Origin of the sequence: Bariatricus sp. SGI.161 (assembly GCF_050313695.1) — a bacterium.
Lineage (GTDB): Bacteria > Bacillota > Clostridia > Lachnospirales > Lachnospiraceae > JAFBIX01.
In genome coordinates this window covers 1-14,406 of record NZ_JBNPLX010000035.1, presented here as the reverse complement: position 1 = coordinate 14,406, position 14,406 = coordinate 1, and the positions used below count along the sequence as shown (strand labels likewise).

The window sequence follows — 14,406 nt, the reverse complement described above, 5'->3', positions numbered from 1 at the left end:
CTCCTTACCATTCAAGATCTACTGCTGAAATTTTGTTTGTATTTTTTTCATTATGGCGCACTTTTCCATCCCTTAGTTTGATCACATGATCTGCCATGTTTTTAATAGCTTCATTATGCGTAACTATGATAATCGTATTTTTATATTTTTGATTAATATCCTCGATCAGCTTCAGGATTTCCTTGGAAGTACTATAGTCCAACGCTCCGGTGGGCTCATCACAAAGCAGGATGTCCGGATTTTTCACAATGGCGCGTCCAATCGAAACCCTCTGCTGCTGTCCGCCGGAAAGCTGGTTCGGGAGCTTATGACGGTGTTCATAGAGTCCCAGAGTATGTAACAGATCGTCAATATCAAGCGGATGGTCCGACAGATATGCACCCACTTCGATATTTTCTTTTACGTTCAGATTGCTGATCAGGTTATACATCTGGAACACATACCCCAGATGCTTCCTGCGGTACTGTGTCAAATCCTTTTCAGCCATATCTTCCAATTTATCACCGTGAATGGAAATATATCCGGAATCAGCACTGTCGATTCCTCCAATAATATTAAGAAGCGTGGATTTCCCTGAACCGGAAGGCCCCAGCAAAACACAGAACTCTCCTTTTGCAACCGAAAAATTCATCCCACACAGGACCTCCTGACGAGTATCCCCGCTTCCAAATCCTTTTTTCAAATCTACAATTTCTAAAAAATTTCTTTCTTCCTCTGACATAACTACTCCTTTTCCCTTCTCAGTCTTCGCTTTTCTTATTTTGTTATTTCAAAATATATCCTTTCATTCCTCTTGTTAGTTATATTTAATCACAATTAGTATATTTTAACTGTATCTTTATTGTCAACACACACCCGGTTTATCAAAAAAATTTCTCGTTAACAAATAAAAAGGCGATTTGATCAAACCGCCCTTTTTGTTTATTACTCTTTTCTTTCTTCTATTAATAAATTCTGCATACTCTGCAAACTGATTGTCAAAGTGGAAATATTATGAAGCATCGCTGCTACTGTTGGCTGCATTCCCCCACCAATCCCCATTAGAATTAGCACTGTGTTAATTCCCACAATCTTACGATAATTCCTCTGGATTCTTTTCATCAATGCATTGCTCAATTTTTTTAATCTCACAATCTGATAAAGATCATCTGCCGAAATGGTTATGTCAGCAATCTCTCTGGCAAGTTCTGCACCATCGCTGATCGCAATTCCTACATCTGCTGCAGACAATGCCGGAGAATCATTCACGCCATCTCCTACCATAAGCACCTTCCTGCCGGATGCTTTTTCGCATTCTACAAAACTTGCCTTATCTTCGGGGAGTACTTCAGCATAATATTCATCCACACCGACTTTAGCTGCCACAGCTGCTGCTGTACGTTCGCTGTCTCCTGTCATCATGACAACTTTCTGGAATCCAGAACGTTTCAACGCTTTTACTATTTCTGTACTCTCCATGCGAAGCGGGTCTTCGATACAGATAACAGCTGCCAATATGCCATCTACTGCCAGATATAGATGCGAATACTCTTCTGGAAGTTTTTCAAATTGTTCCTGATACTCCTCCCTAATCTGACATTTTTCATCATCAAAGACAAAGTGATTACTTCCGATAATGACTCGCTTATCTCCTACGTAAGAAGAGCTGCCGTGTGCTACGATATATTCCACTTTTGAGTGCATTTCTTCATGGTCCAGTCCTTCCATCTGCGCCGCATGTACCACAGCCTTTGCCATAGAATGTGGAAAATGTTCTTCCAGACACGCCGCCAGACGAAGCAGTTCTTTTTCCTCTTTTTGACAAAAGGGAACCACCATTTTAACCGTCGGTTTTGCTTTTGTAAGCGTACCTGTCTTATCAAATACAATGGTCTGTGCCTCGGCAACAGCTTCCAGGTATTTACCGCCTTTTACCGTAATATCATGATCGCCGGCCTGTCGGATTGCTGACAGCACTGTAATCGGCATTGCAAGCTTTAAGGCACAGGAAAAGTCCACCATCAGAACAGATAACGCTTTGGTAACATTTCTCGTCAGAAACCAGGCAGCAATCGTTCCAGCCAGAGTAACTGGTACCAGCCTGTCTGCCAGTTTCTCTGCTTTCCCTTCCACAGATGATTTCAGCTTCTCTGATTCCTCAATCATTGTTACAATCTTTTCATACCGTGATGACCCCGAAGCTTTCCTGACCGTAAAGGTAATCTCCCCTTCTTCCAGTACACTGCCGGCATAGACATATCCGCCCTTTTCACGATGTACTGGGAGCGGCTCTCCCGTAAGGGAGGACTGACTTACCATTCCCTCGCCTTCTGTCACAAGACCATCAAAAGGAATGATGTTTCCCATATGGACAATAACCTGATCTTCCTCTTTGACCTGGCGTGAATCAATCAAAATCTCCAGTTCTCCACTCTTAACCCATACCTTCGATACATTCAGCGACATACTGCGCGCCAGGTCACTTACTGACTTTTTATGGGTCCATTCTTCCAGTGTCTCTCCAACTCCTAAAAGAAACATAACCGAACTGGCCGTATCCATATTACCGCGTAAGATGGATACTCCGATTGCCGTAGCATCCAACACGGAGACCTCTAACTTTCTTTTGGCAAGGCTCTTTATGCCTTCTTTCAGATAATGCAGAGATCTGGCTGTTGTCCAGACTGCCCGCACCGGATATGGAAGAAGCATTTTACCTGCATAATGTAAAGCCACTTTACTGATCAGTCTTTCCTTGTATGTGCGATTCAATTTTCTTCCAGAATTAGCGGGCACCGTCTCCGGAACTTCCACAGACTCATACCGGAATTTTCTAATTGCCTGAATCACAGCTCCTTTTTCTCCGGTAAAGCAAACGCAGGCATCGGCCGTCCGTTCATATACCTTTGCCTGCGTGACGCATTCCAGCGTATTCAGATAATACAAAAGCGTATCTGCCTCTGTACAGGACATACGCTTTTGATCTACATGAATACGGATTCTTCCTGGAATCTCATGCTTAATTATAAATCTCACTTATTCTGCCTCTGCCTGTACACAGGCTTCTGCTTCATTATCACGTTTCTCATTAATCTGCTTTGCCTCTGCCAGTATATCCTCTGCATTCTCCTGAACTGTATCAACTGTCTTCATCACACAGTCTTTTGCACGAAGGACTGCTGCAGTACAGCTTGTATATACTTTTTTGGCATCTCTGCTGGAAAGCACTTTCACTCCTGCTGTTCCAAACAGCACCCCGCCTGCAAAAATACCAAGATTCTTTAATTTAAAAATATCCATGACTCATCCTCCATTCTTTTGTATTGTGCTCAGTTATTTGTGTTTCTTTCCAGTATAAAATAACATACCAAGACAGAACACCATGGCCCATGCCCAAAACTTATGCTGCTTCAAAAAGATCACCTCGTTTTATCTGAAGTTTCCTTTTATCATACTCTTTCGTGGAGTCATAGTCAAAACCGAAAAGCCTTATTGAATTATTTTATCAATTACTGCAGGATTTTCTTTCTAATTGTTTCTATCGTCTGATCAGAAAGCCCATTTTCTTTCAACAGCGCAATATAATCTTTCTCATGGGCTTCTTTCAAAAATGCTTCCATCGTTTCCGGTGCAGACTGAAGGAACATCTTAAATTCATCCGGGATCAGATCAAACATTGGATTCTTTGCCTGATAAGTAGCAGAGACCTGATAATCCGCAATAATATCTTCATCTGCTACTCCACATAACAGATAGATCACTGCCGACAATACACCCGTCCGGTCTTTTCCCGCTGTGCAATGATACAAGACAGCTCCTTTATCCAAAGCCTTAGCAATCGTATCCAGTAAGAATACCATTCTATCCGGCGCATCCTCTATCATTTTTGTATATCCATCAAAAAGGCTTTTTCCAAAAGACAACATTGCCTTCTCCTTAAGGCTCTCTTTATCTTCTGATTCAAAAGGTGCCACAGGGATCTCATACTGCTGTAAAGGATAGGCGATTCTCTCGACACGCTCAGGGACTTCATATGCTGTCATCTTCTGCTCGCTTTCGCAGCGTAGATCTATCATCGTTCTTACACCCATCTCCTGCATCATCTTCCAATCATTTTCTGTCAGATTGACAGGCGCCTCAGACCGGTAAAGCATATGATAGCAGACCATTCGTCCGCCATCCCCGGCATATCCTCCCAGATCCCGGCAATTCTTCAATGCTTCCATTGGAATTCTCTTATACTCCTTCATAAGTCCATCCTCCTAATTCCCTTAATGATTCATATTCTGGTTCAGCATACGTTCAATGATATCTACCGATTCTTCAATTCCATAACTTGCACTGTTAAAGCAGATATCATAGTTCATCGCATCCCCCCACTTGAGTCCGGTATAATAGTGATAGTATTTCTCGTGCCTGCGATCCTGTTTCTCCAACAGACGTCTTGCCCTTTTATAATCCAGATTATTTACTTCCATGATGCGGTGAACTCTCTGTTCAAATGGTGCAGTAATAAATATACTGATATGTGGAATATGGTTATTCGCAAGAATCACATCCGCACACCTTCCCATCACGATAAAATCTTCTTCCTTTGCCATCTTACATAACAGATCACTCTGATTAAAGAAAATAGCATCCTCTTTCGTAAGACCATGATATCGGTCGAATTCTTTGATCTTATTTCTCCATCCCTTGACAGAATTGAATCCTCGCTGATATTTGTTCTGTATAATTTCTGTTCCAAGATCTGCCACATCTCGGATGGAATCTTTTTCTACTTCCAGTCTTCGAAGTACTTCTGTAAATATCTCCACATCATAATAGTTAATCCGCAGCGCATCGGCCAGTGCAAACCCGATATCATTTCCCGCACTTCCCTGGCTTCGTCCGATACAGATGATCAGATGATCGTCTTTTGAAAACTTCTGCCGCAGATTGGACGTATTGAGTTTCGCACGATTCTGATCCACAATCTCTCCCTGTCCGAAACTGGTCGGAAGACTCTCTACTTCCTTTAAGATGTCGTCATATTTTTTCATGACACGTGATTTATCCTGAGGATTGCGGATTGTGCGGGCCATATTACTGATCAATGCCAGTTCACTTCTAAGAAGATGACCCTGCGGTCTGGTGCTCATTAAGTTTGCCAGATTCTCTACACAAGTACGTCTGTCTCCGGTAAATGTTCGTCCCAGAGAAGATCCCACGCATTCATACACTTCAATATCCAGATCGTAGATACGTTCCGCAAGTTCTATACATTTTTTTCGATTATCCTGCATTTTTCTTCTCCTCCCTACCAAAAGAATATCAAGGTATCCAAAAGAAATACCGGTACCAGATACGCAATTGACCACAACATGTAACCAAAGAACGACGGCATTCGAATACCATTTTCATCCGAAATAGACTTGACCATAAAGTTCGGTGCATTTCCGATATAAGTATTGGCTCCCATAAATACCGCACCACAGGAAATAGCTGTCAACATTCTGACCGGCACAGTTCCCACAGAAGTTAAGATACCATTCTGGTATCCCAATGCCCCTGCCGTGGTCAAAAATACCAGATATGTTGGTGTATTATCCAGAAAACTTGACAGTGCTCCCGTTGCCCAGAACATCTGCATCGGCTCTGTAAGTCCCAGGTCAGCTCCCTTTGCTTTCAGTATCATAAGTGCCGGCTGCATCGTAATAAAAATACCGATAAACAGCACTGCTACTTCCTTAATCGCACCCCAGGTAAAATGGTTTCTGATACGTATATTTGAATCTGTCGTTTTAAATGATAAAAATGCTGCAAGAAGAATAATCCCAATCTCGATCAGCGCAGGAAATCCAAGTGTCACCTCTCCCAGTATATGAATTCCTTTCTCCGTTCCATCCGCATTCTGGAACGCAGACAAGCCCGGAAGCACGCCACTTAATATCACAGCTCCCACGATCATTGCCACGAAGATCAGATTGTGAAGTCCATCTATATGAAAATTAGTCCCTGGTTTACTGATATCCGGTTTCAGCCCGCGTGCAATATCCTTGCGGTATGCTCTCATATCAAGATGATAAAATACAAACAATAAAATTATCATATTAAAGATTAAGATTTTAAACAAATGCAAACTCCAGGAAAAAGGAACACCACGCATAAATCCCATTAACAGCGGAGGATCTCCAATCGGGGTCAGACAACCTCCCATATTGGATATCAGAAAGATAAAAAATATCATAATATGGCTTTTCCGCCTGCGCCAGGAATTCATTTTAATAAAAGGACGAACTAACAGCATGCTGGCTCCAGTCGTTCCAATCAAACTGGATAAAAGCGTGCCAATTGCCAGAAGGCCTGTATTAATACGCGGAGATCCTGCGAACTCTCCTTCTACCGTAATATTACCCGCAACACAGAACAGACCAAATAATAAGATAATGAACGTCAGATAATCATTCACTACGCACTCCAGCACTGTCTGTGCCGATTCAAAAGCACCGTATGTTACCGTAAAAGGTATTATAAATAAAAGCGACCACGCAATCACCGCTAATGGCTGGTTCTTCTCCCACCAATTCGGCTTTATCAATGGCATTACTGCAATACTGAGCAACAGCCCTGCGAAAGGTATGCAGAGCCAGATTGGAACTGATGTAATTCCTTCCATGTATATCACCCTCCTGTTTCTCATTCTGCTTCTTTCATTAACAACTTAAATCTACCGCAGAACATTATACCACTTTCTTCTGTTCTGTCTACATCTAATCGTTATTTTTCTAACGGACTCTTTTTTGCAAATAAAAGACAATAAATGCACTTATCTGCCTGACAGCAGATAAGCAGCATTTATTGTCCCCAAACTTTTGCATATTTTAGAATATAGCACGTATAATTTTTATTTGTCAAGTATCTTATGTATCTATTTCACAATAATAAAGCTTATGATTATCTGAATCATATAGCGCAAATGTAAAGTTGTAAGAACCTCTATTCAATACATCTGCATCATCATATTCATCTTCCGCTTCATCATATCGGTCTTTAAAAAAATAATAACCATTTTCAACCTGTGGAAACAAAATGTTCCCATCTTCATCTGCGAATACTGGATAATAAGTCGTCATTCCATCTGTCTCTCCAATCACCAATTTATTTAGATTATCGGAAAGTGGCAGTTCATGCCAATGTTCATTACTCTCTATTTGATTCAATACAGAATCTGACGGACACTCAAGACTGCAAAAGAACGTCCCATCACCATGAAAGCCGCCATGCGAATCCTTTGATTCTATGATTTCAGCATTTTTGAGACTAATTTCCAGAGATTTTTCAACGGTTGCCTTATCTGACGGCGTGCATCCGGCTAATGAACTTATGACTAGTGCGAAAAGAAGAATATGCTTCCCTAACTTCACAATATTTTTTCTTATCACCATTTCCATGTTTTTCTCCTTTGCGTAAATTATATTTATTGAGAATATGATTGCCAAAATAATAATAACTCTTATAAGACATAAACACAAACGGGAAAAATAATACCCGGTATTTAAACTTAAGACCGGGTATCATTTCTAGACAAGTTTTTCACTATGCATAACCTTTTTGGAAATGCTTACAAAAAATTTCTTTTTGCATTACAAATCATCTGGGCTGCTTCTTTCACAATGTCCATATCTGCATCAACCAAAGACGGAAGAGGTGCCCTTACATCACCAAGTTCAAGCCCTTCGTTAATCTTAAGAATGGCTTTAATTACTGCATACATATTGCCATGTGCCGAACACATCTTGTAAATAATCTCATTACATGCATACTGGATCTCTCTTGCTTCTTCCATTTTTCCAGCTTTTACACATTCGTCCAATTTCAGGTATAACTCTGGCATAGCACCATAAGTTCCACCAATCGCACCTTCAGCTCCGATGACACGTCCACTTATGAACTGTTCGTCCGGACCATTGAAGATGATATAGTCAGAACCAGCTGCCTGTTTGAACATTTGAATATCCTGTACTGGCATAGAAGAATTCTTAACACCGATTACGTTTGGGTTCTTTCTCATCTCTGCAAACAATCCCTGTGTGAGCGCAACCCCTGCAAGCTGTGGAATATTGTAGATTACAAAGTCAGTGTTCGGTGCAACTGCACTTATATCATTCCAGTACTGTGCGATCGCATACTCTGGTAAGTGGAAATAAATTGGCGGAATTGCTGCAATTGCATCTACTCCAAGACTTTCAGCATGTTTTGCAAGTTCTTGACTATCTTTTGTATTATTGCACGCAACGTGCGTGATAACAGTCAACTTTCCTTCTGCTGCTTTTATTACGTTTTCCAGAATAAGCTTGCGATCCTCAACACTCTGATAAATACATTCTCCAGAAGAACCATTTACATAAACACCTTTTACACCTTTTTCTACAAAATATTTTGTCAACGCCTGTACGCCTTCTGGACTAATATTTCCTTCTTTATCATAGCATGCATAAAATGCAGGAATAACACCTTTGTATTTTTCAAGATTTCTCATAGTTTTTACTCCTTTGCTTGAATCCAGATACAATTTTTCTTTATTATCTCATAACCTATCTAATAACTTCACTAAGTTTCACTTTTCTGTCCTCAACTCTGGATTTTGTGCACGCATCTGCTGTTGCGATTGCTGCTCTTGCCGCCTCACCAGTAAGCAGAGGTTTAAATTCATCATCTACTTCTTTTCCATGGAGAATACCGTTCAGATATTTCATCTCATTCTTCATGATGCTATGAAGCCACATTGGCGGTTTCTTTCCTGGTTTTCCATACATTATGGCACCGTCCATTTCTGTGCCATGGTAAATTCTTGTACGGTCATCATCTTCTTCCTGTGACTCGTGGACAAGGAAATGCTCATCTTTCCCATCAATCTTTACGGTTCCTCCACAATCACACATATCAATCTTAATTGCACCTTTTGTTCCTTGAATCAGCACATAATGCTCCGGCCAATGAAAAGCTGACCCCCATTCTAATACTGCATAACGGTTATCAGAAAATTGCATATTTACAAATAACATATCATCTTCATCACCAAATGCTTCTCCCTGGTGGGCAACATTTCCACCTGTCATGGTGACTTCTTCCGGCATTCCTCCCATCAAGAACTGTACACAATCCAGCTCATGAATGTGATGATACAGATGTCCCCCTGATTTTTCTCTAATTTTTTTCCATGAAATGGTCGGTTGCTGTTCTTCCCATCCATTTCGTGCCGAATGACAATAAAGGACTTTCCCAATCACTCCATCATTGATTAATTTCTTTGCATACCTTACTCCATGGAAGAAATTCATAACATGACCTGCCATAAAAATAACTCCATGTTCCTGACACGCTCTTACCATCTCATCACAATCCTGATAAGAAAGAGCAATTGGTTTTTCACAAAATACATTTACTCCATGTTCCGCTGCTTTAATAACTGGCTCTTTATGTAAGTAATTCGGTGTTGCTACAATTACAGCCTCCACATCTTCTCTGCTATATAACGTATCCAAATCTGTTTCCACGTCACAGCCCAACTCATCGGCTATGATCTGTCCGTTTTCCGGATCAAGGACGGCTACAATTTTAGCACCTTCCTGCTCCTTCATAATTCTTCCAAGCTCTGCACCAAAATATCCGGTTCCTACAACTGCGTATCCTACTGTTTTCATGATTTAATACCTCCGATTTATTATTTTACTGCACCCTCAGTCATCCCGCCTGCAATCTTATTCTGAATAAACATAAAGAATATTACAGATGGAATGACCACAAGAGCAGATGCTGCCATCATATCTCCCCAGTTTAATATTTCTGCTCCCTGCAATGATTTCAATGCCACAGAAACTGTCATTTTATCTGTACTGTTAATAAGGATTAAAGAATATAAGAATTCATTCCATGCATTGATAAATGTATAAATTGCTGTTGCAACAATTCCTGGCATGACCAACGGAAGCACAATCTGTATATATGTCTGAAACTTATTTGCACCATCTACCCTTGCCGCTTCTTCAATTCCTAACGGAACCGTTTTGAAAAATCCCACCAGCATCCAAACCGCATATGGTACACTGAATGATAGATAAACAATGATAAGTCCTACTCTTGTATTTACTAATCCCAATTTTGCCATGACCATTGAATATGGAATTGCAAGCAGAATAGGTGGGAACATGTAGGTTGCTACAAGAACCTTCGACATGATTGAACCCACTCTTGGGAAGAATCTTACAATTCCGTAAGCTGCCATAGAGGAAATCACAATTGCAATACATGTTGTTATAATTGCTATAAATAAACTATTTCCTATATTTTTGGCAAACTCAAGATCCTGGATTACATGTGTAAAATTTTCTAATGTAAATTGTTTCGGTAAAAATCTCGTAGGATTTCCAGATGATTTCACAGAACACAACAGTACCCATATTAATGGGAAAACGGCAATCACTGATAAAATAATCAAATAAATATGACAGAAAACATTTCCGGCTTTCTCTTTTTTATTCGTCATCACTTGTCCTCCTTTTCCCATTTACCGATTATTGTAAAGTAAACCACACATACCAATAACAGGAATACAAGAAGGAGCATTGTGATTGCGGAAGATCTTCCCAACAATTTTGTATTCCACCCCATATTGTATGCATAAATCGGCACTGTTGTTGTCGCATTTGCCGGTCCGCCACCTGTAAGCAGATATATAATATCGAAGTTATTGAATACCCAAATTGTACGAAGAACTACTAATAAACCGACCACAACCTTAATGTGTGGCACTGTAATATACCGAAACTGCTGAATCTTTGACGCCCCATCAATCTGTGCTGCTTCATACTGATCCTGTGGAATTGTTTGAAGAGCAGATAATACATTTACCATAATCATTGGTGCTCCAAACCAGACATTTATAAAAATCAATGTTAAAAACACTAAGCTGTTATCACTGAGGAATTGTGGCAATTCACTACAAATTCCCAACTGAACTAACATATTAGGAACAAATCCTGATACACCATTTAAAATCCATTTCCAGGATAACGCTATAACAATAGAAGGAAACGCCCAAGGAATAATCATCAATGTCCGATATACTCCTTTTCCAAATTTTACCCGGTTAATTGCCAGAGCAGATGTAAACCCTATAAATAACTGTCCTAGCAAGGAACCTATTGTCCATAAAACAGAATTTAAAAATGCCCTGAAAAAATTAGGATCTGACAACACCGCTTTATAATTTTCAAGTCCAATAAAGTCATATGTTAGCCGGATTAGATGTTTTGTCGTCATACTATAATATAGGCTTGAAAAAATCGGATAAATCAGCAAAATTCCTACAACCAGCAACGCAGGAAGCACAAAAATCCAACGGGCATAATCCGCTTTTTCTTTTCTTTTCATCTTATATGCCTTTCTTCATTTCAGGAGCTGTGTACGAGTTTCGTACAACAGCTCCGTTTTTTAATTACTGCACTGTACTGAATAATTCGTTTAATTGATCTTCCGCTGACTTCGCAGCTTTCTCCACATCTGTACCATTGGTAATGATATCCTGGAACATGCTTTCTATAATTCCTTGTGATGTCAGAAGCCCTGCCTGAACACTTGGCCCATGCTCATATCCAATTGCAGTTCCCTTGTCCATTGCATCTGTAATCACATTTACTGCATTTGAAAATTTCTGAACTGTCTCATTTTCTTTATACTCTGCTGTATCTGAAATTCCACTGATGGAGGGAAGCATTCCTACCGGAGTTGCATCAAGAAATTTGATATATGTATCTTTCTCATAAAGTTTTTTCATAAATGCTTTACAGATCTCTGGATGTTCGGAATTTTTCCAAACTACCATAGGAATATTGGATGTTTCTGCTCCATAATCCAGGTCGCTTTCGTTAATCTTTGGAAGCGGTGCGCAATCTATCTGGTCAACCAGATCAGGAGAGTTTGTTTCTACACCACTGATTTGGAAACCAGAGTTAAAATCAAACGCTGTTTTTCCCTGATAGAAAAGATTTGCTTGATCTAACACAGCATAATTTACAGAATCTTTTGGAGAACAGTTCTCATAAATGTCTAACCAGTATTTAATTCCATCAATTGCCAAATCACTGGTTAGATTTGCTTTCAAGTCATCTGTTAAAAGACTTCCTCCGCCACTTCTTACATAGAAGTTCAAAAATCTGGTTGCCATAAGATCATTTGAACCACATGGGAATGAGCATCCATAAACACCATCCTTTGTAAGCGTTTTTGCAGCTTCAGCAAATTCATCCCACGTCTTAGGCACGGTAAGACCAGCCTCCTGTAATAAATCTTTACGATACCACATTACCTGAGCATGTGAATATAAAGGTAAGGAATAACAGGATCCATCTTTTTCTCCTTCTGACAATGCTGCTTCTGAGAATTTATCTCTTCCAATATCATCAATCAAGTCATCTACAGGTTCCAGAGCATCCGCATCCATCATCTCTACTACATGTCCAGGAAGTGCCGTACTCATATCAGGCACATTTCCTGATGCCAGACCAGTTGTCCACTTCGTATAAAAGTCTCCCCAGGAAAATGTTTCAATTTCAATATGTACACCTGGATTTTCTTCCATAAACTGATCTGCCGTTTCCTGTATGACTTCCAATCTCGGTCCTTGTGTAAACGAATGCCAAAATGTAATATCTCCTTTTAATTCTCCCGATTCCTCCTGTTTCGTCGAATCGCTACCTTTTGCTCCACATCCGGCAAGAATTGTAGACGCTATCATTGTTCCTACCAACAAAATGGCTAATTTTCTTTTCATATACTTATCCTCATTTATTCACTTTTAATTAACGGGTTTCTTTTTTTTAATGCGGCCACATCAATTTATTTACTGTAACTCCATTTTATCCAGTATTTTTGTACATATCCACTAAACGCGCGCTCAATAATAGCATTTAACACTCACTTTTTATTCTCTGGCTACTTTTCGATACTGATTTGGTGTAAATCCAAATGCTGCCTTAAATTCTCTTATAAAATAATTAGCGTCTTCATATCCACTTTCATACGCAATATCATTAATATTATCATTGCTTACCAGTAAAGCTCTTGCTGCTGTTGTGAGCCTAATCTCTCTTACATATTCCATTGGGGTTTTACCCATATTGAGTTTAAACAGACTGCTGAATCTCTGTTTGCTTAGTTCTGCCATTTCTGCCATTTTTTGCGGTGTATATCTCTCCCGTGGATGTAGGACAATATAGTCTGCCACCATTTGAATTCTCGGATCTATTTGCTCACTTTTCTTTGCGCTTTTGGTTCTGGATGTTTTATCCTCTATTTTTTCTATAAAATTTCCGGTATTCTTATCAATCTTATTTCCACGCATAGCCAATGAGCCAATTAAAAGATCTAAATATCCTCTTATAAAACATTTTTTCAACATTGTATCTTTTTTTACCCATTTATATATTTCTTTGAAATAGTAATCTTCTCCTTTACTTACCACTACTCTGGGAATCCCGTAGTATTCCGTCAAAACATCTTCTCCTTCGTAAAATACAGATGTTGTAAAACGTATACTATAAAATTCGAACGATTCACTTAGAACACGACAGGACATCTTACATCCTTGTGGAATGTAAGCAATCTGATTTTCTTCTACAACAATTTCTTCACCATCAATACAAAATTCCGCTTTCCCTTTTACAATATATCTGAATATGTTATATGGAATATAAGATTCCGGATACACCCATGTTCTTCCCATCGAATAAAATTCTATATATAAAAAAGCAAATCGTATATTTTCTATAACTGACATTTCAACCTCCTGTGATTTAAAAAACAGCTATAATCACTAATCCTGGCTTCTTTTTGAATATTGCAATATTCAAAGATGTGAAATCCCGATTATGCATTATAACTGCTCTCGTCACCATTATTTTTCAATTTTGATTTTGACCACTATCTTTTTTACTGTCCCCGGAACTGTATTCATCATACCTACTTTATGTGCATCACTTGGGAAGCATACCATAAATTCTCCCGGTTTCAAAAGATAACATCCTGATTCATGACCTTCATAAAATCCAATATCCTTTTCGTCACTGAATGGAGTTTGAATTTGTAAACTGTTTACATCTGCAGTTGCAATTCTTTCAACCCCCTCAATGATATAATGAAGATCGATATATTTTCTATGTGCTTCATACACGCACTCTTTTTCTTCCTTAGAAAAGAAAGAAACCGGACTTGCAAAAATACTGTCTTTTTGAATAACCATCCCCGGCAATACCTCATCCCACTTTTCTATTTTTTCCAAGTAACATAGCGCCCGATAAATCTCCGTTTCTTTCTTATAATTATCTTTATTTTTAATCGAATCAAATATCATTTATCATTCTCTCTCCTCTCAGATTAAAATCTTAT

At 39.3% G+C, this 14,406-nt stretch carries 14 protein-coding genes; all 14 read right to left on the bottom strand.

Annotated features, from left to right (window positions below; all coding sequences use genetic code 11):
- Nucleotides 1-4 precede the first annotated feature (4 nt).
- Nucleotides 5-721: an ABC transporter ATP-binding protein gene (locus tag ACQRBH_RS15140; protein WP_235233044.1), complete on the bottom strand. Its 717-nt coding sequence runs from the start codon at nucleotides 719-721 to the stop codon at nucleotides 5-7.
- A 203-nt stretch (nucleotides 722-924) separates the two neighbouring features.
- Complete coding sequence (locus ACQRBH_RS15135; protein ID WP_427762335.1) at nucleotides 925-3,015, bottom strand: heavy metal translocating P-type ATPase; 2,091 nt, start codon at nucleotides 3,013-3,015, stop codon at nucleotides 925-927.
- Nucleotides 3,016-3,279 carry a DUF6110 family protein gene (locus tag ACQRBH_RS15130; protein WP_235233046.1) on the bottom strand — a complete coding sequence of 88 codons (264 nt, stop codon included), beginning with the start codon at nucleotides 3,277-3,279 and terminating at the stop codon, nucleotides 3,016-3,018.
- A 209-nt stretch (nucleotides 3,280-3,488) separates the two neighbouring features.
- A complete protein-coding gene (locus ACQRBH_RS15125; RefSeq protein ID WP_427762334.1) occupies nucleotides 3,489-4,229 on the bottom strand; it encodes a tyrosine-protein phosphatase in 741 nt (246 codons plus the stop codon).
- 21 nt (nucleotides 4,230-4,250) lie between these two features.
- Nucleotides 4,251-5,264 carry an AAA family ATPase gene (locus tag ACQRBH_RS15120; protein WP_427762333.1) on the bottom strand — a complete coding sequence of 338 codons (1,014 nt, stop codon included), beginning with the start codon at nucleotides 5,262-5,264 and terminating at the stop codon, nucleotides 4,251-4,253.
- 14 nt (nucleotides 5,265-5,278) lie between these two features.
- A complete protein-coding gene (locus ACQRBH_RS15115) occupies nucleotides 5,279-6,637 on the bottom strand; it encodes a sodium:proton antiporter (protein WP_347375897.1) in 1,359 nt (452 codons plus the stop codon).
- Between the two features lie 244 nt (nucleotides 6,638-6,881).
- Complete coding sequence (locus ACQRBH_RS15110) at nucleotides 6,882-7,412, bottom strand: hypothetical protein (RefSeq protein ID WP_427762332.1); 531 nt, start codon at nucleotides 7,410-7,412, stop codon at nucleotides 6,882-6,884.
- A 170-nt stretch (nucleotides 7,413-7,582) separates the two neighbouring features.
- Entirely contained in the window at nucleotides 7,583-8,500 is a 918-nt protein-coding gene (locus tag ACQRBH_RS15105) for a dihydrodipicolinate synthase family protein (protein WP_427762331.1), read from the bottom strand.
- Between the two features lie 55 nt (nucleotides 8,501-8,555).
- The gene (locus tag ACQRBH_RS15100; RefSeq protein ID WP_427762330.1) at nucleotides 8,556-9,665 is read right to left on the bottom strand and encodes a Gfo/Idh/MocA family protein; all 1,110 of its coding nucleotides are present in this window, start codon (nucleotides 9,663-9,665) and stop codon (nucleotides 8,556-8,558) included.
- 20 nt (nucleotides 9,666-9,685) lie between these two features.
- Nucleotides 9,686-10,507 (bottom strand): carbohydrate ABC transporter permease, encoded by an 822-nt coding sequence (locus ACQRBH_RS15095; protein WP_427762329.1) that lies wholly within the window; start codon nucleotides 10,505-10,507, stop codon nucleotides 9,686-9,688.
- Nucleotides 10,507-11,394: a carbohydrate ABC transporter permease gene (locus ACQRBH_RS15090; protein WP_427762328.1), complete on the bottom strand. Its 888-nt coding sequence runs from the start codon at nucleotides 11,392-11,394 to the stop codon at nucleotides 10,507-10,509. The genes ACQRBH_RS15095 and ACQRBH_RS15090 overlap by 1 nt, the downstream gene beginning before the upstream one ends.
- A 64-nt stretch (nucleotides 11,395-11,458) precedes the next feature.
- Nucleotides 11,459-12,793, bottom strand: a complete 1,335-nt coding sequence (locus tag ACQRBH_RS15085; protein ID WP_427762326.1) for an ABC transporter substrate-binding protein — start codon at nucleotides 12,791-12,793, stop codon at nucleotides 11,459-11,461.
- Nucleotides 12,794-12,943: 150 nt separating this feature from the next.
- Nucleotides 12,944-13,798, bottom strand: coding sequence for an AraC family transcriptional regulator (locus tag ACQRBH_RS15080; protein WP_427743288.1), 855 nt, complete (start codon nucleotides 13,796-13,798; stop codon nucleotides 12,944-12,946).
- 117 nt (nucleotides 13,799-13,915) lie between these two features.
- A complete protein-coding gene (locus ACQRBH_RS15075) occupies nucleotides 13,916-14,371 on the bottom strand; it encodes a YhcH/YjgK/YiaL family protein (protein ID WP_320802227.1) in 456 nt (151 codons plus the stop codon).
- Nucleotides 14,372-14,406: the final 35 nt, after the last annotated feature.

Coding starts and splice junctions, on each gene's coding strand:
- ACQRBH_RS15140 (WP_235233044.1), bottom strand. CDS start 721: ATGTCAGAGGAAGAAAGAAATTTTTTAGAAATTGTAGATTTGAAAAAA.
- ACQRBH_RS15130 (WP_235233046.1), bottom strand. CDS start 3,279: ATGGATATTTTTAAATTAAAGAATCTTGGTATTTTTGCAGGCGGGGTG.
- ACQRBH_RS15125 (WP_427762334.1), bottom strand. CDS start 4,229: ATGAAGGAGTATAAGAGAATTCCAATGGAAGCATTGAAGAATTGCCGG.
- ACQRBH_RS15120 (WP_427762333.1), bottom strand. CDS start 5,264: ATGCAGGATAATCGAAAAAAATGTATAGAACTTGCGGAACGTATCTAC.
- ACQRBH_RS15115 (WP_347375897.1), bottom strand. CDS start 6,637: ATGGAAGGAATTACATCAGTTCCAATCTGGCTCTGCATACCTTTCGCA.
- ACQRBH_RS15110 (WP_427762332.1), bottom strand. CDS start 7,412: ATGGAAATGGTGATAAGAAAAAATATTGTGAAGTTAGGGAAGCATATT.
- ACQRBH_RS15105 (WP_427762331.1), bottom strand. CDS start 8,500: ATGAGAAATCTTGAAAAATACAAAGGTGTTATTCCTGCATTTTATGCA.
- ACQRBH_RS15100 (WP_427762330.1), bottom strand. CDS start 9,665: ATGAAAACAGTAGGATACGCAGTTGTAGGAACCGGATATTTTGGTGCA.
- ACQRBH_RS15095 (WP_427762329.1), bottom strand. CDS start 10,507: ATGACGAATAAAAAAGAGAAAGCCGGAAATGTTTTCTGTCATATTTAT.
- ACQRBH_RS15090 (WP_427762328.1), bottom strand. CDS start 11,394: ATGAAAAGAAAAGAAAAAGCGGATTATGCCCGTTGGATTTTTGTGCTT.
- ACQRBH_RS15085 (WP_427762326.1), bottom strand. CDS start 12,793: ATGAAAAGAAAATTAGCCATTTTGTTGGTAGGAACAATGATAGCGTCT.
- ACQRBH_RS15080 (WP_427743288.1), bottom strand. CDS start 13,798: ATGTCAGTTATAGAAAATATACGATTTGCTTTTTTATATATAGAATTT.
- ACQRBH_RS15075 (WP_320802227.1), bottom strand. CDS start 14,371: ATGATATTTGATTCGATTAAAAATAAAGATAATTATAAGAAAGAAACG.